General features: G+C 39.3%; 19 protein-coding genes and 6 tRNA genes. 1 reads left to right on the forward strand and 24 read right to left on the reverse strand.

Annotated features, from left to right (window positions below; genetic code table 11):
* Positions 1-14: 14 nt before the first annotated feature.
* The 24 genes from METBO_RS11775 to tpiA all read right to left on the reverse strand — a co-directional run bounded on the left by METBO_RS11775 (position 15) and on the right by tpiA (position 20,059).
* Positions 15-512 (reverse strand): TIGR00288 family NYN domain-containing protein, encoded by a 498-nt coding sequence (locus tag METBO_RS11775; protein WP_013645948.1) that lies wholly within the window; start codon positions 510-512, stop codon positions 15-17.
* 298 nt (positions 513-810) lie between these two features.
* Entirely contained in the window at positions 811-1,710 is a 900-nt protein-coding gene (locus METBO_RS11780) for an ATP-dependent DNA ligase (RefSeq protein ID WP_144017612.1), read from the reverse strand.
* Positions 1,711-1,730: 20 nt separating this feature from the next.
* Positions 1,731-2,495, reverse strand: coding sequence for a non-homologous end joining protein Ku (gene ku / locus METBO_RS11785; RefSeq protein WP_013645950.1), 765 nt, complete (start codon positions 2,493-2,495; stop codon positions 1,731-1,733).
* Between the two features lie 113 nt (positions 2,496-2,608).
* Positions 2,609-3,421 (reverse strand): DUF4013 domain-containing protein, encoded by an 813-nt coding sequence (locus tag METBO_RS11790; protein ID WP_013645951.1) that lies wholly within the window; start codon positions 3,419-3,421, stop codon positions 2,609-2,611.
* A gap of 313 nt (positions 3,422-3,734) precedes the next feature.
* Positions 3,735-3,819: transfer RNA gene (locus tag METBO_RS11795), tRNA-Ser, on the reverse strand.
* A 29-nt stretch (positions 3,820-3,848) separates the two neighbouring features.
* A complete protein-coding gene (rpsJ, locus tag METBO_RS11800; RefSeq protein ID WP_013645952.1) occupies positions 3,849-4,157 on the reverse strand; it encodes a 30S ribosomal protein S10 in 309 nt (102 codons plus the stop codon).
* Between the two features lie 60 nt (positions 4,158-4,217).
* Positions 4,218-5,459, reverse strand: a complete 1,242-nt coding sequence (tuf, locus tag METBO_RS11805) for a translation elongation factor EF-1 subunit alpha (RefSeq protein ID WP_013645953.1) — start codon at positions 5,457-5,459, stop codon at positions 4,218-4,220.
* A 53-nt stretch (positions 5,460-5,512) separates the two neighbouring features.
* The gene (locus METBO_RS11810; RefSeq protein ID WP_013645954.1) at positions 5,513-7,705 is read right to left on the reverse strand and encodes an elongation factor EF-2; all 2,193 of its coding nucleotides are present in this window, start codon (positions 7,703-7,705) and stop codon (positions 5,513-5,515) included.
* A 30-nt stretch (positions 7,706-7,735) separates the two neighbouring features.
* Complete coding sequence (locus tag METBO_RS11815; RefSeq protein ID WP_013645955.1) at positions 7,736-8,299, reverse strand: 30S ribosomal protein S7; 564 nt, start codon at positions 8,297-8,299, stop codon at positions 7,736-7,738.
* A gap of 15 nt (positions 8,300-8,314) precedes the next feature.
* Complete coding sequence (locus METBO_RS11820) at positions 8,315-8,740, reverse strand: 30S ribosomal protein S12 (protein ID WP_013645956.1); 426 nt, start codon at positions 8,738-8,740, stop codon at positions 8,315-8,317.
* A 150-nt stretch (positions 8,741-8,890) separates the two neighbouring features.
* Positions 8,891-9,322 (reverse strand): NusA-like transcription termination signal-binding factor, encoded by a 432-nt coding sequence (locus METBO_RS11825; RefSeq protein ID WP_013645957.1) that lies wholly within the window; start codon positions 9,320-9,322, stop codon positions 8,891-8,893.
* A 5-nt stretch (positions 9,323-9,327) separates the two neighbouring features.
* Positions 9,328-9,624 carry a 50S ribosomal protein L30e gene (locus METBO_RS11830; protein ID WP_013645958.1) on the reverse strand — a complete coding sequence of 99 codons (297 nt, stop codon included), beginning with the start codon at positions 9,622-9,624 and terminating at the stop codon, positions 9,328-9,330.
* A 10-nt stretch (positions 9,625-9,634) separates the two neighbouring features.
* Positions 9,635-10,789 carry a DNA-directed RNA polymerase subunit A'' gene (gene rpoA2 / locus METBO_RS11835; RefSeq protein WP_013645959.1) on the reverse strand — a complete coding sequence of 385 codons (1,155 nt, stop codon included), beginning with the start codon at positions 10,787-10,789 and terminating at the stop codon, positions 9,635-9,637.
* 70 nt (positions 10,790-10,859) lie between these two features.
* Positions 10,860-13,475 carry a DNA-directed RNA polymerase subunit A' gene (locus tag METBO_RS11840; protein WP_013645960.1) on the reverse strand — a complete coding sequence of 872 codons (2,616 nt, stop codon included), beginning with the start codon at positions 13,473-13,475 and terminating at the stop codon, positions 10,860-10,862.
* A 70-nt stretch (positions 13,476-13,545) separates the two neighbouring features.
* On the reverse strand, positions 13,546-15,357 hold the full coding sequence (gene rpoB, locus METBO_RS11845) for a DNA-directed RNA polymerase subunit B (RefSeq protein WP_013645961.1): 1,812 nt from the start codon (positions 15,355-15,357) through the stop codon (positions 13,546-13,548).
* A gap of 90 nt (positions 15,358-15,447) precedes the next feature.
* Positions 15,448-16,950, reverse strand: a complete 1,503-nt coding sequence (locus tag METBO_RS11850) for a DNA-directed RNA polymerase subunit B'' (protein ID WP_013645962.1) — start codon at positions 16,948-16,950, stop codon at positions 15,448-15,450.
* Positions 16,951-17,025: 75 nt separating this feature from the next.
* Positions 17,026-17,259, reverse strand: coding sequence for a DNA-directed RNA polymerase subunit H (locus tag METBO_RS11855; protein WP_013645963.1), 234 nt, complete (start codon positions 17,257-17,259; stop codon positions 17,026-17,028).
* Positions 17,260-17,287: 28 nt separating this feature from the next.
* Positions 17,288-17,361 (reverse strand) — tRNA-Lys (locus METBO_RS11860).
* Positions 17,362-17,365: 4 nt separating this feature from the next.
* Positions 17,366-17,437 (reverse strand) — tRNA-Asp (locus METBO_RS11865).
* A 151-nt stretch (positions 17,438-17,588) separates the two neighbouring features.
* A tRNA-Tyr gene (locus METBO_RS11870) sits at positions 17,589-17,662 on the reverse strand.
* A gap of 8 nt (positions 17,663-17,670) precedes the next feature.
* Positions 17,671-17,745, reverse strand: a tRNA-Pro gene (locus tag METBO_RS11875).
* Between the two features lie 38 nt (positions 17,746-17,783).
* A tRNA-Thr gene (locus tag METBO_RS11880) sits at positions 17,784-17,857 on the reverse strand.
* A 237-nt stretch (positions 17,858-18,094) separates the two neighbouring features.
* On the reverse strand, positions 18,095-19,321 hold the full coding sequence (locus tag METBO_RS11885; protein WP_013645964.1) for a phosphoglycerate kinase: 1,227 nt from the start codon (positions 19,319-19,321) through the stop codon (positions 18,095-18,097).
* A gap of 57 nt (positions 19,322-19,378) precedes the next feature.
* Entirely contained in the window at positions 19,379-20,059 is a 681-nt protein-coding gene (gene tpiA / locus METBO_RS11890; RefSeq protein ID WP_013645965.1) for a triose-phosphate isomerase, read from the reverse strand.
* 331 nt (positions 20,060-20,390) lie between these two features.
* Between tpiA and twy1 the strand changes: the two genes are divergently transcribed.
* Complete coding sequence (gene twy1 / locus METBO_RS11895; RefSeq protein WP_013645966.1) at positions 20,391-21,311, forward strand: 4-demethylwyosine synthase TYW1; 921 nt, start codon at positions 20,391-20,393, stop codon at positions 21,309-21,311.
* The last annotated feature ends 220 nt before the right edge of the window (positions 21,312-21,531 follow it).

Consider the following 21,531-nt stretch of genomic DNA (forward strand, 5'->3'; position numbering starts at 1 on the left):
ATCCTAACCTATCCTCATACAGGATGTGGACGATGGCTATTTTTCAGGGTAATTGTATCATCAGCAGAATTTTTTAAAGCAGCACTGAAACCTGGTTCAGCACCAATGACTATGGTTTGTTTACCATTTTCCTTTGCAACATTTATGAGTGGGAAAAAGTCAACATCACGAGTCATTAATGCAATTATATCAATATTAGGATTATGGATTAACTCAAAGGCTTCTATAGCCATTTGGACATCAGTTTCACCAGATACAATCATTGGTGAAAATCCTTGATTAACAACAGCTTCAATCAGTTTGTCTGAAGCATATTGATTTAAAAATACTTTACCTACTTTTACATTACCGTGCTCGAGCATCAGATCCCTTACAATTTCAAGATCACAATCGAACTCTTTTCTGAGCATATTAGGACCATCTACAAGCAATCCTATATTTTTTCCCTGGGAATTTTCCCTAATTAATGGAATATAATCTTTAAATGAACTTAATTTTTCAAAACGATGCATATTATCACTCCAGTGAATTATTTTCACGTTTAATGACAGATTAATTTAGTAAATGGAAATTCTTTAAATGATGTAAGTATCTTTATAGTCAATAAATGATAAGTACCTATGCCTAAATCATACCCAAATTGAATTTTCTAATATAAAAAAATAAAAAAATTCCACTCACATCCATAAAAAAACTGGTTTAAACCTCCAAATTAGAATTTCGTGGATTTAAACGACATTTTTTTTGTATTGATTTTTTTTAACCTTGCAGTAAAAATTGGATCATAGCATTATTCTCAGTGAAATTTTTTCATTTACTACTCACATCATCCCATCTGAATCTCACCCATACAGGAGCCCTTGGAGATCTTTTTATCATTTCCTGCATTTTAATTTCTGCGGGGAAAGGTTTGGAAGTCACAAGTACTTCTGATTCAAGATCAGCTGGAATATCAATAGTTAATGGTTGTTGATTTTCCATTAGCATCCTTAATATTTCTTCCCTTTCTTTATCACTGAACCCTGTACCAACCTTACCAAAGTACTTCCCATCCTTTTCCATCATGAGAGCTCCGAATGGTATGCTGCTTGCACTCTTGGTTGCTCCTATGATATGAACATCAACAGTGTCTCCCTTCTTAACCTTTAACCAGTTTTTGGATCGTTGTCCAAACTCGTAGTTTGAATCTAAATTCTTTATTACAGCCCCTTCGTAACCATCAGTAATGTACTGATTGAACTGTTTTTCTGGATCCTTTAAAACATCAAACTGGACAATTTTTATTCTTTCATCCTCATCTACAGAGTGCAACAAAACTGATTTGCGTTCATAGAGGTTTTTTTTACTGATATCTTGTTTATTGTAACATACTATGTCGAAGATATTGTAGGTGGCAGGAATTTTTTTAGAAAGGAGGCTGATCTTGAATCGATCCTCAACATTTCTGTTAAGAAGCTGTCTAAAACCTCCTTTCACAGTCATTTCACCATCAACTATCCAGTTATCATCATGAATATTCTTATTTAGTGCTTCCACTATTTCCGGGAATTTGTGAGTGGCCTGAATGTTTCTCCGGGTCCATAGGACTATTTTTCCACCGTAATTCATGGCTATGATCCTTTCACCATCATACTTGGGCTCTATGATCCAAGAATCTGTAGGATCCAAACTGGATGGATCCGTTAATGTGGCCAACATAGGTTCTATCATGTTCAAGGGATCTTCTCCATCTAATCTGTTTCAAGCATTTTTTCAAGTTCTGCTTCTATGGATCTGGTTTCAGGCAAGCTAAACTCTTCTGCTTCAACCTCTTCCCCTAGAAACCGTTTTTCAATGAGTTCTTTAACTTCTTTAGTGTAGGTTTCAGTATAATCAGCCCATTTAAAACTGAATGTCATCTTGTTAATTGCTTGAACTCCCTTGTCTACCAATTCATCAGTGACACTTGACTCCAATACTTCCACTTCATCTATGGATCTTACCTGCTCATTGTAGAGAAGTTGTTTAAGAAGCAATCCCTTTCCATGGGGCATGATCATTCCGATGTACTCATTGGTTCTTGAAACCCACTTCACAATTGCAACCTTTTTACTTCGTTTCATAGCTTCTTTCAATAGTAGGAAGCTTTTTCCTGCTCCGCCCTTAGTTGGAGCATCAGTTCCCAAGTAGTACGGTTTACTCAAGGCTTCTAGTGGAATTTCATCCATCTCACAGAATCCTTTGATTTCCATTATCTTGGTTGAAAATGGTTTTAATGTATTCAATTCTTCATCTGTAAATTGGAGACATTCTCCCCCAACAATATATGCTTTGGTGATGTCTTCTGGTTTAAGTTCCTCACCATCCTTTTCACATACCTTCTTGTAACGAACCCTTCCACAATCCTCTTTATGAACCTGATGGAAACTTATATGTAAATTACCACTTGCAGCATAGGATCGAATAGGCACTAGAATTGTGCCAAATGATAAGTAACCCGACCATATAGACCTCATTTAATCCCCCCTACATAGAATTAAATAATATGTTTGTTTCTGGTCCTAAATTATTTTTTTGATCAAAAAAAAATTCAATGCAACTTTCATGACATTTATCTGCAGAGAATATTCTATTCAGGGTTCATATACAGTAATGCAATAAACCGTGAATCCAACATGACAATGTAAGGAGCAATTAATCCTTCTGCTATAATAAAACCGATAATATTTAACTGAGAAATCTCTTTTATCAGTAAAGGACCGCCCATGACAACTATGGTTAAAAGAACCAGAAAATATGCTATTAACATTCTTCTTAATCCTATTTTTTTAATTTTTTTGAATATTTCTTTGAAGTTAAAGGCTTCCCTGAAGGATCCTCCCTTTGATGCCATGTAGGGAATTGCAACAGTGAATATCATATCTAAAATAAATCCCAAAATTACAACGAATATCACCAGTATAAACAGCATCTGGTCTGGTATTGGTGAGATTAAGATATTCCATCCAGAAGTTAGGTAATCTACAAGGCGGAATAGGATTATTATGGGCATTGGAGTCAAAGTGTAGTTTAAAATATAGTAAAGGATGATCAAGGGAATTGAAAAATATATGGATATGAGTACTGTTTCGTTGATACCGTGTTTAAACATTATATCAAACTTATTAAATTTTGGAGGCACATTAATGCCTTCTATGCTTTTTTGAACCATTCTAAATGCATATCCAGCTTCAAACAGTAGTAGTATGAATGCCAAACTGATTAGTAACAGAAGTAGAACCCAATAATCAACTCCTAAGAAATGGTGTAAATAATTACCAAACAGACCATAATATCCAAATACAGAAACAGTGATTAAGATTATAAATCCCAATAAAATGAACTGTTTAACTCCATAAAAAGGATATTTAGCAGATTCATATAGAATTTCCCATATTCTCATTTGTTAATTTCCCCTAACTATTCCCCATATTCATACCAGATTATTCCGTATGTTTCTCTACAGAATTTTATTAAAAAAGCATATAAACATTTCTAAAAAGGAAAGCCCTGTAAATATACTCGTAAAACACAGGAATTTAAAATAGTATCATAGTTATTTCAAATCATTCGTTGTGTTACATTCAACAAAGTAGCCTGTAGCTGTAATTTAAACTCTAAAAAGTAGAACTAAGAATTAGGATAATGTTTTAGTTTATGTTAAAGAAAAATTGTAAAATGTGGTGAGGGCTGAGAAACCCCCAATAATAATAGAACGCCGAGACTGGGATTTGAACCCAGGTGGAGTCAAACTCCACAGGATCTCAAGTCCTGCGCCTTCCCTGGCTAGGCTATCTCGGCTACCAAATATAAAAAAGGATTAAGCTATATTAGCTTTTTAATTCAATTTCTATACTCACGTTGTCTGGTACATTAACTTTCATGACCTGACGCATTGCACGCTCATCAGCTTCAATTCCAACAAGTCTTTTATGAATCCTAAGCTCCCATTTTTCCCATGTAGCTTTTCCCTCTCCATCTGGGGATTTACGGGTTGGTACAACGAGCTTCTTTGTTGGCAGTGGTATTGGGCCTGATAAGTCCACACCTGTTCTCTCTGCTATTCTTTTTAGCTGATCACATACATATGCAAGTTTTTCTGGGTCTGTACCTGTGAGTTTTATTCTGGCTTTGTGCATTCCAATCCTCCATAAAAATAAAAAGAAGGTTTTAAATTACCTTCAGTTATAGTTTCTTACTTATTTAGCTGGTACAATGTCAATACACATTCCAGCTGCAACTGTCTGTCCCATATCCCTTATGGCGAATCTTCCCATGTGAGGAATTTCTTTAATCTTTTCGATAACCATAGGTTTTGTAGGTCTGACTACAACAAATGCTGCGTCACCTGTTTTAAGGAAATCTGGGTTTTCTTCTTTTGTCTGACCTGTTGCTGGGTCTAACTTTTTCTGTAGTTCCATGAAGGTACATGCAACCTGTGCTGTGTGACAGTGGAATACAGGTGTGTATCCTACGGTGATAACTCCAGGGTGCTGTAAAACAACTATCTGAGCTGTGAATTCCTTTGCTACTGTTGGAGCATTGGTTGTGTGTCCAGCTACATCTCCTCTTCTGATATCGTTTTTACCTACACCTCTTACGTTGAAACCTACGTTGTCACCAGGTTCTGCTTGGTCGAGCATTTCGTGGTGCATCTCGATGGTTTTAACTTCTCCACTGGATCCTGGAGGTTCGAATATAACGTTGTCACCCTTCTTCATTATTCCTGTTTCTACCCTTCCCACTGGTACTGTTCCCACACCGGTGATGGAGTAAACATCCTGAATAGGTACCCTTAAAGGTAACTGTGTTGGTTTTTCAGGTGCTTTGAGTTCTGCTAATGATTCAACGAGGGCTGGTCCTTTGTACCATGGGGTGTTTTCGGATTTCTTGGTGATGTTGTCACCCTGGAAAGCGGAAATTGGTATGAAGTTGATTTCACTTGGTTTGTAAGCAACTGTTTTAATCAAAGCAGATACTTCTTCTTTGAGTTCGTTGAATTTTGCTTCATCGTATTTAACAAGGTCCATTTTGTTGATTGCAACGATTAACTGGTTGATACCTAGTGTTCTTGCAAGGAAAGCGTGTTCCTTGGTCTGTGGCATTACACCGTCGTCAATTGCAACTACTAATACTGCTGCATCTGCTTGGGATGCACCTGTGATCATGTTTTTAACGAAATCCCTGTGACCGGGACAGTCCACAATTGTGAATTCATATTTAGGAGTTTCGAATTTTGCGTGAGCAAGGTCGATTGTAACTCCTCTTTCTCTTTCTTCTTGGAGCTTGTCCATGACGAATCTAAACTTGTTCTCACCGTCTGAGAGCTGCTGTTCAGCTATAGCTCCTGACTGTAATAAGATGTGTCCTACAAGTGTTGATTTTCCATGGTCTACGTGTCCAATAAACGCTAAGTTCATATGTTCTTTTTGTTTAGCCATAAAATATTCCTCCATTTAACATTTTGTGTAAATTTATTAGATTTATTGCCTGATCAGCCTATGTAATGGTCTGGTCCGTAAGGTTCTGGGTTCAATCCTTTCCTCTGTCTGATCTCTTTTATGATGGTTTTCTGAAGTTCGTTAGGCAATCTTACAAAGCCTGCACTCTCAGTTGACCAGAGACATCGGCCTTCAGCAGCAGATCTTATATCTCCTGCAAATCCAAACATTTCAGCGACGGGAACGGTTGATTCGATTGTTGCCATGTCTCCTTCTTGTGACATGTCCACGATCTGGCCTCTCCTGTTCTGGATTTCCCTAGTTGCTGCACCCATATAGTCTTGTGGAACGTTGATAAATACTTTTTGTATAGGTTCCATTAACATTGGTTGAGCCAACATAATTGAGCCGTAAACAGCCTTCCTTATTGCAGGCAATACCTGAGCTGGACCTCTGTGAACTGCATCTTCGTGAATTTTAGCGTCTTTGAGTGATATTTTAAGTCCCATAACCTTTTCCCTGGCTATTGGACCATCGTCAAGTGCACTTTCAAATCCTTCGAGGAGAAGTTCTTTGATCTCATCCAGGTACTGAATACCACGAGTCATGTTGATGAATACTGATCTCTTGTAAACATCCCACACCTTCTTGGATTCGTCCTTGGTAAGTCCATATTCTGCAAATGTTGCAGCGTTTTCTTTACCCTTAACACGACCTTCTTTGATGGTACCATCTTGGATGGCTGCGAACATTTCATCTGGAAGAGGTTCGATGTCCAAGTAGTATCTGTTGTGTTTGTTAGGTGATTTTCCTTCAACGTTTGTTGCTCTTCCACCAATGGTTTCCCTGTAAACAACGATCGGAGCTGAAGTTTCTATTTCTACACCCTTTTCATTGATACGGTAGGTTATGATCTCGAGGTGAAGTTCTCCCATACCTGATATGAGGTGTTCTCCTGTTTCTTCGTTGATCTCAACCCTCACAGTAGGGTCTTCCTTACCAACCTGTCTTAAAACTTCTATGAGTTTTGGAAGGTCCTTGGTGTTTTTGGCTTCAACAGCAACAGTAACTACAGGTTCAGAAATATGTTCAATACCTTCGAATGGTGCAATTTTGGTACCGTAATTTGTAACTGTTTCACCAGCCATTGCATTTCGTGCACCGGTTATTGCAACTATGTTTCCTGCAGGAACCTTATCAGTGTTGATACGTTCTGGCCCCATATACACTCCTACCTGTTGAGTTCTGGCTTTACCATGAGAACCTACGAAGAATATTTCGGTTCCTTTCTCAATGGTTCCACCGTAAACCCTACCTGTTGCAATTTCACCAGCGTGTTTATCAATACTCACGTTTGTGATCATCACTGCGAGTGGTGAGTCAGGATCTGTATTGATCATACCCTGTCCTTCGACAGATTCTATGTCTCCGTTCCAGATGCTTGGAACCCTGTATCTCTGGGATACATCAGGACTTGGAAGATGATCCACAACCATACCAAGTAGTACATCGTGTATAGGAACTTGATCTGCTAGATCCTTTTGTTTGTCATCCCTACATGCTTCACGTATATCATTAAATGTTATACCTGTTTTCTGCATCATAGGCACGTTTATAGCCCAGTTGTGGTATGCTGAACCAAATGCTACACTTCCATCCTCTACACGTGCAAGCCATTCTTTTTTGAACTCTTCTGGAGCCATGTTCTTTATGAGCTTGTTTGCGCTTGCTATGATCTTGAGGAATCTGTTTTGTAATTCGTCTCCTTCGAGTTTAAGCTCGTTTATTAGACGATCTACTTTGTTTATAAAGAGTACTGGACGAACATTTTCCTTAAGAGCCTGTCTTAACACAGTTTCTGTCTGGGGCATGATACCTTCAACTGCACAGACAACTACAACTGCACCATCAACCGCTCTCATTGCCCTTGTAACGTCCCCACCAAAGTCAACGTGACCCGGTGTGTCTATAAGGTTTATGAGGTAGTCCTCATCCTTGTACTTGTGAACCATTGAAACGTTTGCAGCATCAATGGTAATACCTCTTGCCTGTTCCTGTTCATCAAAATCCAGAAACCGTTGATCTCCAGCAAGTTCAGAAGATATCATACCTGCACCTGCAAGTAGGTTATCTGAAAGTGTGGTTTTACCGTGGTCAATGTGTGCCACAATACCGATGTTCCTAATATATTTAGGTTGGTACATCAGTTCCTTAATCTTATTAATCATTTTAGTACGTCTACTCACCAAAATCACCTATATTTATAATCATTAAACTTAGTGGGCAGATCTTGCAATCCTTTCTTTTTCTTCCTTCTTACCAATTGCAAAGCTTCTTGTATCGTACTCTGCAGCGTAAAGAAGTTCGTCGGCAAGACATTCCTCTACAGATCGTTTCCTTTTGAATGAGGATTGTAGAGCCCCTCTTGTTAAGAATCCAACAGCTAAATCCACCCTTCTTTGAGGTGCTATATCAACTGCTACTTGGTATCCAATTCCACCATACTTAATTCTGGTTGTTTCTTCCCTTGGAGCTGTGTTTTCAACTGCCTTAACTAAAACTTGTACAGGGTTCTGTTTGGACCTCTGATTTATGATGTCCAGTGCTCCTTTAACTATGTTGTAGGACTTGTTCTTTTTACCGGAATTTCTCTGGGTTCTCATGATCTTATTCATGAGCCTTTCAACAATGGAAACCTTCGATTTTGCGAACTGTCTTTTAACATGCCTTCCCAAGGTGTGCGGAACCAGAATTTCGTCGAGGCAGATGTAATTTACAAGACCTAAGTCTTCCACCTTCACCTCTTCTAATTCCCATTTATCAAAAACCTTAAAACTCATTAAATTACCTCACTTTTATCTTACTGGTTTTTCAATCTTACCAATAACCATCTGTTGTAAAGATACGTTGTTAACTTTTGTAACCTTCCATCTTACTCCAGGTATATCGCCCATGGACCTTCCTGAAGGTCCTCCGATTCCCTCGATCATGACTTCATCGTGTTCATCGATGAATCCGATCGCACCGTCACCAGGAGCGAAGGCTGTTAATTGTTTACCATTTTTTATAAGCTGTACACGTACACATTTCCTTATGGCGGAGTTTGGCTGTTTTGCTTCCACACCAACCTTTTCAATAACGATTCCCCTAGCTTGAGGAGCGCCTTCCAATGGATCTGCTTTAACGTCTAATCTTAAAGCTTTCCTTTTATATTCAACATCCTTCCATCTGAAGTTCTGTCTATTCTTTTTAAGCTTTTTTGCTGCGAAAAGTCCCGGCAAATGAAATTCCTCCTTGTAAAATTACCATTTTAATCAAAGTTATCAGATTTATTCAATTGAATTATTTAATAATAGTTACATTCGAAGTCACGAGTAATAATTTATTATTTGAACAATATGAATTTGAATCTGTTTTTCTTCGTTCTTCTGTTATTTTATTATAATGTTATTTATATTGTGCTGCCTCTTGGCCAACAGTCTAGCCCTTTCAATATTTTGACCAGCTTTGCCAATAGCAGTTCTTTTGTTCCTCGAATCAGCTTCAATTGTGGCAATTTTTTCTCCATTTTCTTTTTGGAGAATTCTAATGCTTCTAAGCTTAGCAGGAGCCATTAAATTGGTGATAAACTCGACTGGATCGTCTGAGTGTTCTATTACCTCAACCCCTTTATCCACTGTTTTCTGAACTTTAGTTACAGTACTTCCTCTCTTTCCAATGGCAAGTCCCATATCTCCCTTTTTTACAAGAAAAGTTAATTTGCCATTTTCTTCATCAACTAAAAGATCTTTAACCATGGCCCCTGTCATACTTTCAAACAGAGCTATGTATCTTATTTCGTTGGTTGAAAATTTAACTGTCACAAAAACTACCCCATGATCTCTAATATTGTTGAGTCACCAGGATCCTGAATAATTAATGTTGCTACTGTGAATGGCTTACCACATACTGATCCTAGATCGACACTTGTGCCATCGTAGGTGTAAACGGTAATATCTGATAATTTTGAGTATTGTTCCACATCTTCCCTGATATCTTCAGGACAGTTGCGAGCAATTATAACTAGCTTACCCTTTCCAAGTTTAAGCTCTTGAATTGATTTATCAGATCCTAGTGTGACATTACCTGTATCTACAGCAACTCGAATTCCTCTATCTATATCCATCTACTGCCTCCTATTTCTTGTCTTTCATAACGACACCAACAGACCCTGTTCCCAGTGGTATTGGTTGTCCAATAATTATGTTCTCAATTATACCAGTCAAGTGATCTACTTCTCCACGTATACTGGCTCTTAATAGATGTTTACCAGTTTCTTCAAAAGAAGCCCTCGCAAGAACACTGGCCTTTTCACCACTAATACCATGTCTTCCAATGGACTTAACTTTACCATCGGCAGTCATCATATCTGCAACTAGCATAATGTGTCTTACATCAACTGTAAGTCCTTGTTCTTCCATTGTACTCTGTGCTTCATGTATGATAGCATTTCGTGCAGCCTCTACTCCTAGAACCTTCTCTACTTCGTGTATGTCGTTAGTGCTTGTTCTTGTTTTATTGACGCCCTCCATTTTGAGGACTGCTCCAAGGTTTGATCCTTCAGTGTGTATAGCCCATTCTGGACCTTCTTTCCTGATAACGACCTTTCCAATATTCTTTACACCACTTATCTGGAGATCGCGGACCTTATCGGCTAAAAGTCTTAATTCTCTAATTGCATGTTTAGGATCAGAAATCGTAGGTTCAAAACTGAGTAGGTTCTTATCTATATCTACCTTCTTAAAAGCTTTTTCTATCTTGGCTATGATCTCATCGTAATCAAGTCTTTTATCTGCAACCTTTTCCTCGTCGATCTCTATGGACAGATTCATATTGGCGTAATTCACATTGAAATCCTTTAAAATATCGTTAAGAATAATTTTACCAATACGATTTGCAATTCTCCTCACGAATTCTTCGTCTGCACTGTACTCCTCATCGAAGTAAATTCCCATTGTTGGTGTTGATATTTTCTTTCTTGCATCAACAATTTCAATGAGACGCGGAAGTCCCAGTGTAACGTTAAGTTCTGCAACCCCTGCATAGTGAAAAGTACGCATTGTCATCTGTGTACCTGGTTCTCCCACAGACTGAGCTGCCACAGTACCCACAGCTTCTCCATTCTCCACACCTGCACGCTGGTTTGCCTTTTTAATTTCCTTGACAAGTTCGTCCAACTCCTTGTCATCTAAGTTGTGTCTTTCGGCTGCCTCTGCTATCTCCTGAATAAGTTTTTCAGGAAACTTGGTTCTTTTTTTCTTAACAACCTTTTCTACCTTTTCAATATCCACAAAACCACCTGATCATGTTCCCATAATGAGTCTCAAAAAAAATATTTTGGAGATCATTTATTTGGGGATTTTATTTTCCAGCCTTGGATTTTATCCTCATCTCTTCAATCATCCTGTCTATGTCTGCAACTTTACCATAGTCACTCTTGGCAGGGTCAATTCCATCTTCACCATATTGTGTCTGGATAATTACTCCCCTGTTATCCCTGACTGTACCATCAAGTTGTACATTCAAATCTTGAAGAGCGTTGACCAGTCTTCTTTGCATGTAACCACTTTGAGCTGTACGTATAGCTGTATCTACCAGTCCTTCCCTTCCACCCATTGCATGGAAGAAGAATTCTAGGGGATCGAGACCTTTCTTGTAGCTTGAATGTACAAATCCACTCGCCTTCGCACCCATTTCACCTACATAGAAATGCGGTAACGTACGTTTAGAATAACCTCTTTCAATACGGCCACCACGAACAGACTGCTGACCCACACATGCTGCAATCTGAGTTAAGTTCAACATTGAACCTCTTGCACCAGTAAGAGCCATAATAACCGCATGGTTTTCCATTCCAAAGTAACTTTCTGCTATTTCACCAGATTTATCCCTTGCCTCACCAAGAACTTGCATGATCTTCATTTCCAAAGTTTCCCTGAGACTCCTTCCTGGAAGTGCTTCCAGTTCTTCGTTGTGGTATGCATCAATGAGTTGTTCAACACGTTGCTCAGCATTTGCAAGAAGCTGTTCAATACGATCCTTGGCTTCCTTAGGAATTTCCTCATCGGCAGTACTGGTTGTGAAACCTCGTTTCATGATTCCTGCAATTGCAAGTTTGGTTGAAGTGTCTAAAAATTCCCTTGCCTTGTCTGTTCCGTATTCCTTAACAATGGAATCTAAAATTTTACCGGAAAATGCTCCATATGCTTTTTCATCCATGGCACCACTTTTTATCTGGCCATCTTCAATCACAACGTATGCATCGTTTTTACATTCCAGCTTCAAACATTCATCACATTTTCTGCATATCTCTGCCCTGTAAACCATGTTGAGATCGTTCGGCAGGAGAAGGCTGAAAACTTGTTTTCCAGTCCAATCTTTACCTGTTGCTTTTGGTAGTTCCATTCTTGCACGTTTGACCATTTGGAAAACATCTTCTTCAGAGAAGTTTGAACCTTCCCTTGTTAAAAGATATGCTCCAGATATGTGATCGTGTATTCCACCAATAATAGGGCCTCCAAACCTTGGAGACAATATGTGTTCCTGAACCCTCATGAGTGACTTTGCTTCTGCACGTGACTCTTCTGTCTGGAATACGTGCATGTTCATTTCGTCCCCATCAAAATCAGCGTTGTATGGAGGGCATACACACAGGTTCAACCTGAATGTTTTGTAAGGAAGAACCTTTACCTCGTGGGCCATCATGGACATCCTGTGAAGTGAAGGTTGTCTGTTAAACAGAACCACATCCCCATCCATGAGGTGTCTTTCAACAACAAATCCAGGTTCCAATTTTTCTATGACAGTTTCCTTAGTTTCATCGTAAACCCTGATCTTCCTGTCATCAGGCCTTATAACGTAGTTGGCACCAGGATGTTTTTTTGGTCCGTTCATTATGTACTCTTTCATTTTCTCGATGTTCCACTCTGTGACAAATACTGGTACAGTCACTTCTGTGGCTATCATCTCAGGCACACCAACTTCATTTATACTGATGTTAGGATCTGGTGATATTACAGTCCTAGCAGAGAAGTTTACACGTTTACCTGAAAGGTTACTTCTGAAACGTCCTTCTTTACCTTTTAAACGTTGTGCTAACGTTTTTAAAGGTCTTCCTGACCTGTGTCTGGCTGGAGGTACTCCAGATGCTTCGTTATCAAAGTAGGTTGTAACATGGTACTGTAGAAGTTCCCAAAGATCCTCAACAATTAGTTGTGGTGCTCCTGCTTCCATGTTTTCCTTAAGTCGCTGGTTGATCCTCAATATATCAACGAGTTTGTGAGTTAGATCGTCCTCTGATCTTTCACCAGTTTCCAAGGTAATTGAAGGTCTCACTGTAACCGGAGGTACTGGAAGAACAGTCAGAACCATCCACTCTGGTTTTGCAACTTCATGGTTGATACCGATGTAGATGTAATCATCTTGAGGAATTGCTTCCAACCGTTCCCTTACCTCACTTGCGGTGAGTTTGTAGTTACCTTCGACAATTGAAACAGGTTTGTCAATTTTAACATCTTCCTGTTCTTCACCACAGCTTGGGCACTTGTCCCTTCTGGCAACTGCATAAATTTCCTTGATAATTCCTGTAATACTCTCCTCATTTTTGATTAGAGTCTCTATTTTTTCCTTGTAATCCACCTTTTCTGATTCTGTCAAAAGAACCTGTCCACAATCCTTACATGTTGACCTGAGTATTTTGTGGATGGTATCTGCAAATCCCACATGGATAACTGGTCTTGCTAGATTGATGTGTCCAAAGTGTCCCTGACAATCTCCACCCTTTGATCCACATGACCTGCATCTGAGACCAGGGTCAATAACTCCTAGCCTTGGATCCATAAGTCCTGCTTCTATTGGATAGCCGTCCTCATCGTAGGTGTCCGGTGTTACTATCTTGGTAACGGACATTTTCCTAATGTTCTCGGGAGACATCAAACCAAAGTCGATTTGGGAAATCTTTTTTAAAATTCCTTTCAAGCTCATTCTCTCCTTAAAATATTATTTGCTTCACGTAGCTGAACAGCCTCAAATCAGCTTTTTATTCACCCTATGCTTTGTCCTCAAGAACCAATTTAGGGAATATACATAGGCTCTTTAGTTCGTCGAGTAAAAGTTTGAATGCGTATGAAATCTCAACTGGGAAAGTTTCTGATTCTCCACAGATAGCACAGTATTTTTTATCTCGTATCCTGTCGTATATGGCTATCATACCACAATCTTGGCATACAAGGGCTTCATACTTATCAGATTCATCCAATAGCCTTTCTTTTAAAGCTAATGCCGCACCGTGTGCAATGAGACAATCCCTTTCCATCTCACCAAATCTTAATCCACCTTCTCTTGCCCTACCTTCTGTAGGTTGCCTTGTTAAAACCTGTACTGGACCTCTGGATCTTGCATAAACTTTGTCTGCTGTCATGTGGTGCAGTTTCTGGTAGAAAGCTACTCCAACAAATATTTCAGCTTCAATTCTTTCTCCAGTTATTCCATTGTAGAGAGATTCACGACCAGCAGTTTCGAAACCATTCTGTTTGAGTAGTTCCATGATTTCCGCTTCCTGTTTACCTCCAAATGGAGTACCGTCCATCCGTTTACCTTCCATGGTTCCGGCTTTACCTGCAAGCATCTCTATAACTTGACCCACAGACATCCTTGAAGGAATTGCGTGTGGATTTATTATGAGATCTGGTACGACGCCAACTTCTGTAAAAGGCATGTTTTCCTGGGAAACTATGAGTCCAACAACTCCCTTCTGACCGTGCCTTGATGCGAATTTATCACCAAACTCAGGTTGTCTCTGATCCCTGACCCTTATCTTGGCCAGTTTACTGCCTTCAACTGTTTCAGTCAAAAGAACTGCATCAACAACACCGTGTTCACCGTGTCTCACTGTTACAGATGTTTCTCTTCTTCTCTCTGCAACTGTTCCGAATTCGTCTATTTCTTCAAGGAATCTTGGAGGTGATGTTTTACCTATGAGAACATCTCCAGATTTGACCTCAACTTCAGGGTTGACTATTCCATCTTCATCAAGATGTCTGTAAACTTCCTCTGATCTGTAGCCCCTAACAATATTTTCTGGAACTTCGAACTTGTCTTCCTGTCCACCAGGGTAACGTCTTTCTGAAGCTTCGTAGGACCTGAAAAATGAGGATCTTGCAAGGCCCCTTTCAATGGATGCTTTGTTTAAAATTAGTGCATCTTCCATGTTGTACCCTTCGTACGACATAACTGCTACAACGAAGTTCTGTCCTGAAGGACGTTTATCGTACTTGGTTGCATCCATACTTTTGGTTTTTACCAGTGGTACTTGTGGATGATGTAATAAATGAGCACGTGTATCTGTTCTCATGTTGTAGTTGGATACGTAAAGACCAAGTGCTTGTTTGGTCATTCCTGCTTCCATGGTGTTCCTTGGAGAGGAATTATGGTTTGCAAATGGAATGATACCTGCACAGATTCCCAACATTGTGGAGGGATCTATCTCCAGATGGCTATGATTCTCAGTTATGTCTTCTGGAAACATGGCAATGTAGGAGTTTTCTTCTTCCTCTGCATCCATGTATTCAATTATTCCCTGGTTGATAAGACCTTCCCAATCTAATTCACCATCTTCAATCAATTGTATGGTTTCTTCTGTGAGTTTGGACTCTCCGTTTTCAACTACTATTAGTGGCCTTCTGGTTCGGCCTGGATCAGTGAATAGGAAAATTTCATCTGTTTCTTTATAGTAGGTTATGTTCATTTCGGGAGATACTTCACCAGTTCTTCGTTTTTCCCTCATGGACCTAACAAAGTCTTCTGGATCATCACTTGTCCCGATGATTTTGCCGTTAATATATATCTTGGATTTTTTCACGAGTTTGCCCCCATAAGGATTTTAGAGTTTGATACCCACTTTGACGTGTGAAACAAAGCTCTATAAGAATTATCCTTTGGATATTTGGTTTTATAAAGTTTGTACAGGCTTTATAACTCCCATTTTTTTGATTATTTCTTCAAGTTCCTCTGGATCTGAACCTTCGGATATTTTTGATAAAATTGCAAGGTTCTTAACCAGTCCACAGTTTGGACCCTCTGGTGTTTCGTTTGGGCATATCTTACCGAACTGTGTTGGGTGCAAATCACGAGCTTCAAAATGAGGCTGACTTCTGCTTAATGGGGATACAACCCTTTTCAGGTGTGATAATGTTCCCATGTAACTTGTTCTGTCCAATAGCTGGCTTACACCTGCACGCCCACCAACCCAATTTCCAGTGGCTATTGCATGTTTAATGTTCTCTGTCAGAACATCAGAACGAACAGCTTGTTTTACGGATGGTTCTTTACCTCTGGCCAAGCTTCTCTCGAGCTGATAGGTCATGTCCCTTGTTAAACTGGTGAAAGCTACTCTGAAAAGGTCCTCCATCAGATCGCCTGATACCCTCAGCCTCTTGTTGGCGTAGTGGTCCTTATCATGAGGTTCTCTTGTTTCGAAAATTACTTGAAGGAGCATTTCAGTCATTTCAGCCAGATAAGTTGCTTTTTCAGCTCTTTGACTTGGATCAACACCGATATGAGGTAGTAGATATTTATCTATAACATCTTCAGCCCTCTTAATCCTATACTCCTCGGTCATGCCTTTAGCAACCCTGTTTCCGATGTACTTTATTGCATCGTACTGGGTCATTATTTCAGAGGTCTGTATATCATCGATGAGAAGGAACTGTATGTCGTTTTCATCTGATACGCTGGTGATGAGATCTTGATCAGTTTCAAATCCAAGGGCCCTTAAAAGTACTACCAATGGTATTTCTCCAGGCACATATGGGAAAGATATTCTTAAAAATACGCCCTTTTTACGAGGTTTTCTGTATTCTAGGGTGATACGGGCTCTAAATCCACTTTTTATCGAAGTGACAATGGCTCTTGCACGCCTATCTTCTAATTCGCCAATCCTTTCGAGGATGATCTTGTTGGGTGCGATCTCTTCCATGGTAACAATGGCTCTTTCTGAACCATTCACTATGAAGTATCCTCCAGGATCTTGAGGATCTTCGCCAACATCATCTATTTCCTCTTCACTCAAACCATTGAGATGACAAATATTTGATTTCAACATCACTGGTAGTTCACCGATGTAAACATTCTCCATTTCCTGTTCTTCATCACCCTTTTTGGTCAATGCCATTTCAAGATACATGTGTGCAGAGTATGTCAGGTTTCTTAGTCTTGCTTCGGTAGGGAAAATTTTACTGTTTGATCCGTCTGCCTCTTTAATGAAAGGCTTTTTGATCTCTACATTCCCTGTTTTAATAGTGTATTCACCTTGTTCAAGAACAATTGGCTCTGTTATATCGATTATATCTTGTATTCTATGATTGACAAAGTCGTTGTAGGATTTGATGTGGTGGTCTACCAAGTTGTATTCATCAAAAAATGCATCAACCAGTTTCCATGCATTTTTTACCATTAAATTCCTCCAAAAAACAATTCGATTTAAATTCCTCCAAAAAACAATTTACAGTTTCTTTAACTCCAATACCAACTATTCAAGTACCAATCGATACGTAACGAATTTTCCAGCAGTATGGCTCTTTCTAGTTATCTGTAGAATATCTCCAGGCTTAGCTTCAATAGCTTTGGCAACGGGATCGTCTGCCTTTATCTTTGGTAGCTGTTCAGGATGAACCTTCAAGTTTTTCACTACTTTCTTAGCTTCTGTATCGGACAAAATAGTATGATCTGGAACCAATTTGTGTTTTAAAATATCTTTTTTCACAATTTATCCTCCAGTTAAAAATCAAGAACGGGCCCGACGGGAATTGAACCCGCGACCACTCGGTTAAAAGCCGAGCGCTCTCCCAGACTGAGCTACGGGCCCTAAACGCCCTGGCCGGGATTTGAACCCGAGTCGCAGGCTCGACAGGCCTGCATGATAGCCCCTACACCACCAGGGCAGCTCCATAGAATGAGAGTATAAGAAATTATACCTACACCACTATATATAGTTATCGCTAAACAAACTTAAGTTTGCTAGTATATAAACTTTTGTATGCTACTTCCCCATCTATGGGAATATTTCAAGGGATAAGTTATTATGTAACAAAATCCCGCCTGCCGGACTTGAACCAGCAACCCTCGGATCTACAGTCCGATGCTCTGCCAAATTGAGCTAAGGCGGGATAATGGATGGGACCACCCGGATTTGAACCGGAGTCTCAGGCTCCCAAAGCCCAAAGGATCGACCAAGCTACCCTATGGTCCCAATTGAAAGATTATCAAGCCGTTTTTAAACTGGCTTAGAGCCCCGGGAGGGAATTGAACCCCCGACCACGAGATTACAAGTCTCGCGCTCCACCAGACTGAGCTACCGAGGCATTTTTAGGTATATGGAATATTAACTTAAATAGTTATGGGTTATGTCCCAATTATTTATAAGGTTACCCTTAGTTTATTTAACACCTTGATTTCATTTTAGAATTCAGGATACAAAGTTTGGTACCGTAATGAGTACACCATTCCCTATAGTACTCTTCCCCTTTATAACCCTTTGGATTTTTATGGAATATTTTGTAAGAAAATGGACAAAATTTTTCCATAACCCACAATTTCATTCAAATTTTTTTAGCGGCATGATCCCTCAACACTGTGACAACAGGAAGATCCTCGCCTGCCAGCAGATTTATTGAAGCTCCACCCCCGCTACTTATATGACTAATTCCCTTGGACAAGCCCATCTGATTAGCTGCAGCTGCAAGATGTCCACCACCAATGATGGAAAATCCTGGTGAAGATGCTATGGCATTTAAAATGTCGTCTGTGCCTATGTTGAAATCGTCCTTTTCAAAAACTCCTGCAGGTCCATTTGCAAACAGTGTGTTTGCCCTTCTAATGTAACCTGCATATTCCTTTATAGTTTCTGTACCTATGTCAAATATTGGTTGATTTGGAAGGTCTTCCACTGAAAATTCAACCCTCTTATCTCCCATGCAAACAGCCAAATCCTTTGGGAGTATAATCTGGTCACCGAAGTTTTTAAGAAGCTTTTTAGATTTTCTTACAAAATCACAGTACCCCTTTTTCTCGATAAATTCCTTGTTGTACTTCCGAATATTGACGCCAGATCCCCATAGGAATATGTTAGCAACCAAACCAGTTGTAAGGATGTAATCTGCACTTCCATTCTCAAGCACATTTTCCATTACCATGATGGAATCATCAACTTTAACGCCCCCAAGTACGTAAATACAAGGTTTTTGAACGTTGTTCATGGCATTGTACAAAGCCTTAAGTTCTCTTTCCATAATACGACCCGCAGCTGAAGGTAAAGCAAAGGCAAATCCAACCAGAGAAGGCTGAGATCTGTGGGCAGCTGCAAATGCATCGTTAACAAAGTAATCAGCCATTGGTGCTAGATTCTGAACCATGTGTGTTTCTGATTGAAGTTTTGGATCTCGTTTGAGTATCTCTTCAGAATAGAACCTGACATTTTCTAGGAGTAAAATATCCCCACGTTTCATTTTTCCAATGGCATTCCTGGCATGACTCCCAAAAATATCATCCACGTATGCCACTTCATGTTTGAGTATGTTTGAAAGGGCATCAGCGTGCTGTTCAAGTGTTGTAAAATCCTTTTTACCAGGCCTACTTTGATGGGCCAGTACCACTGTCTTGGCACCCTTTTTTGACAATTCGGCAATTGTTTCAGCATGCAGTTTTATTCGTGTGTCATCTAATATGAGTCCGCTTGAAGGGTCTACTGGAGAGTTAATGTCCACCCTAACCAGCACAGTTTTATCGTCGAGATCAAAATCATCTATGGTGTAAAAATCAAGTGACATCTGTTCACCGTTGTGTATTGGTTTAATTGTTTGAATATTGTTTCCCCTAAAAATTTGTTATATCTTGCTTACAAGGTTGAGTAGGGCTTCTTTAGGATCATCGGCCTTGATAATTCCAGATGCGAGTAAAACACCGTCTGCACCCAGATCCATTGCTGCCTTCATATCGTCTCCCGTTGATATTCCTGCTCCACAAAGAACACTTATTTCTGGATCTATTTTGTGGATTACTTCTACAGTACCCTCAACAATTTCAGGTTCGGCCTTGGAGACTGGAATTCCTGATCCTATGAGTTCCGGAGGTTCGATGGCAACAAAATCAGGTTTCAATGTGGCCACTGCTGCACTGGTTTCGATATTGTTTGTGCACAGCACACTAACCATGTTTTTTTGGGCAAGCTTTTTCACTGCAACATCAATATCAGCAAGTTTCATTCTCTGTTCAGAATGATTTATTAAACTTCCATCTGCTCCGGCCTCTTTAACACATTCAATGAGTGTGCTTCCTGTATGGCCACCTGCATCCACAGCATCGATGTGCTGGGCAAAAACAGGTATGTTAACTTTGTTAGACAATTGGTATATGTCTGAACTTTGTGGTGCAACCACCATGTTGATACCTGTTTCTTCTGCAACCATCTCAGAAGCTGTTGCAAGGTTGACAGCATTTATTCCAGTTGATTCTAGATACGTTTTGAAATTTAAGATTACTATTGGAGTTCTCTTGGTATTATTCATTTTTAACCTCCAAAAAAAGCATTGGGAAATTTATAATCATCTTTCTCTATTGCCATACTTAAAAAATTTTTGGTATAAAACTTGTATGAAATAATCGTTAAGGACTAAAAATCATTTATTACAGTTTAATAGGATTTGAACCATGTCTGTACCTAGTTATAAGCCCCATATCCCTGTTATCCACATCAGCGCAATTATTATAATTAGGTCGTGGTGATCTTCTGATGGCCAACATCCATATATAAATGAAGAATTAATTTAGAACCTAGCTATAATATATGGAGTTACTTGAAATTGAAATAATCAAATTTGTATTAAGAAGTTGAATCTCATGAAAACATCACTCAATGAAGGAGAAATTAAGGCCCTTGAAAAGAAAGGATACAGGTTTGCAGGCAAATACAAACATGCCGCTGCAAAGGTATGTCACTGGACTAAAAAGAGTTTGGTAGACGAAGGGGTGTGTTACAAAGAAAAATTTTACGGTATCCAAAGTCACAGATGTCTTCAGATGTCTCCCAGCATTCCATTTTGCCATCAAAAATGTTCATTCTGTTGGAGAGATACCTCAATCACAAAAACAGAATGGAATGAAGAGTTTGATGATGCAAAAACCGTAATTGATGATTGTGTGGAAGCACAGCGCAATCTTCTATGCGGTTTCTTCGGCAACGCACGTGTTAACAAGAAAAAGATTAAAGAAGCTCAGGATCCTAAAAATGCAGCCATATCCTTGGCTGGCGAACCTATGCTCTACCCAGATATCAATGAATTGATCTCGGAATTCAACAGAAGAAACTTCACAACTTTTCTCGTGACCAATGGAATGACACCTGAAAAACTGGAAAATCTTGATGATGAACCAACACAACTTTATATTTCCTTGGATGCTCCAAACAAAACTCTTTACAACGAAGTGTGTCAGCCCCAAATAAACGGAGGATGGGAACTTTTAAACAAGTCCTTAGAACTCATGAAGAGCTTCAATTCCAGAACAGTGATTAGAACAACTTGTGTGAAAGATCTGAATATGCAGCTGCCTGAAGAGTATGCTAAAATAATAACGAAAACTGATCCAGACTTCATAGAAATTAAGGCATACATGTTCGTTGGAAGTTCAAGGGATAGATTAACATTTGACAACATGCCCTCTAACAAGGAAGTTTTGGAGTTTGCAGAATCCATCGCCGCCCTTTGTGGTAGAAAAGTTAAAGACCATGCCCATGAAAGTAGGGTGGTACTAATAGAATGAAACTCCAAATTTTGGACTTTTTTTGAAAACTGTTTTACCTAATGTGATTTTATTCAAGTGAATCACTAAAGTATCAAGGTTCGTGTGTCGGGATACGATGTATTTAACGTTGGATGACATCAGAACCACGAATTTGACAAAGGTTAATAAGTATAAACTATAATATGAGAAGGATGTATATTAAATTTAAAAAAACAAGATGTTTTGGTGGTGATACGTT

Origin of the sequence: Methanobacterium lacus, assembly GCF_000191585.1 — an archaeon.
GTDB lineage: Archaea > Methanobacteriota > Methanobacteria > Methanobacteriales > Methanobacteriaceae > Methanobacterium_B > Methanobacterium_B lacus.

Excerpts from the sequence above, each read along its gene's own strand:
- METBO_RS11815 (WP_013645955.1), bottom strand. The coding sequence starts at position 8,299 with ATGAGTTTTAAGGTTTTTGATAAATGGGAATTAGAAGAGGTGAAGGTG.
- METBO_RS11775 (WP_013645948.1), bottom strand. The coding sequence starts at position 512 with ATGCATCGTTTTGAAAAATTAAGTTCATTTAAAGATTATATTCCATTA.
- METBO_RS11885 (WP_013645964.1), bottom strand. The coding sequence starts at position 19,321 with ATGTCACTTGATTTTTACACCATAGATGATTTTGATCTCGACGATAAA.
- ku (WP_013645950.1), bottom strand. The coding sequence starts at position 2,495 with ATGAGGTCTATATGGTCGGGTTACTTATCATTTGGCACAATTCTAGTG.
- METBO_RS11790 (WP_013645951.1), bottom strand. The coding sequence starts at position 3,421 with ATGAGAATATGGGAAATTCTATATGAATCTGCTAAATATCCTTTTTAT.
- rpsJ (WP_013645952.1), bottom strand. The coding sequence starts at position 4,157 with ATGCACAAAGCCAGAATAAAACTCACAGGTACAGACCCAGAAAAACTT.
- tuf (WP_013645953.1), bottom strand. The coding sequence starts at position 5,459 with ATGGCTAAACAAAAAGAACATATGAACTTAGCGTTTATTGGACACGTA.
- METBO_RS11780 (WP_144017612.1), bottom strand. The coding sequence starts at position 1,710 with ATGATAGAACCTATGTTGGCCACATTAACGGATCCATCCAGTTTGGAT.
- METBO_RS11850 (WP_013645962.1), bottom strand. The coding sequence starts at position 16,950 with ATGGTAAAAAATGCATGGAAACTGGTTGATGCATTTTTTGATGAATAC.
- tpiA (WP_013645965.1), bottom strand. The coding sequence starts at position 20,059 with ATGAATAATACCAAGAGAACTCCAATAGTAATCTTAAATTTCAAAACG.
- METBO_RS11830 (WP_013645958.1), bottom strand. The coding sequence starts at position 9,624 with ATGGATATAGATAGAGGAATTCGAGTTGCTGTAGATACAGGTAATGTC.
- twy1 (WP_013645966.1), top strand. The coding sequence starts at position 20,391 with ATGAAAACATCACTCAATGAAGGAGAAATTAAGGCCCTTGAAAAGAAA.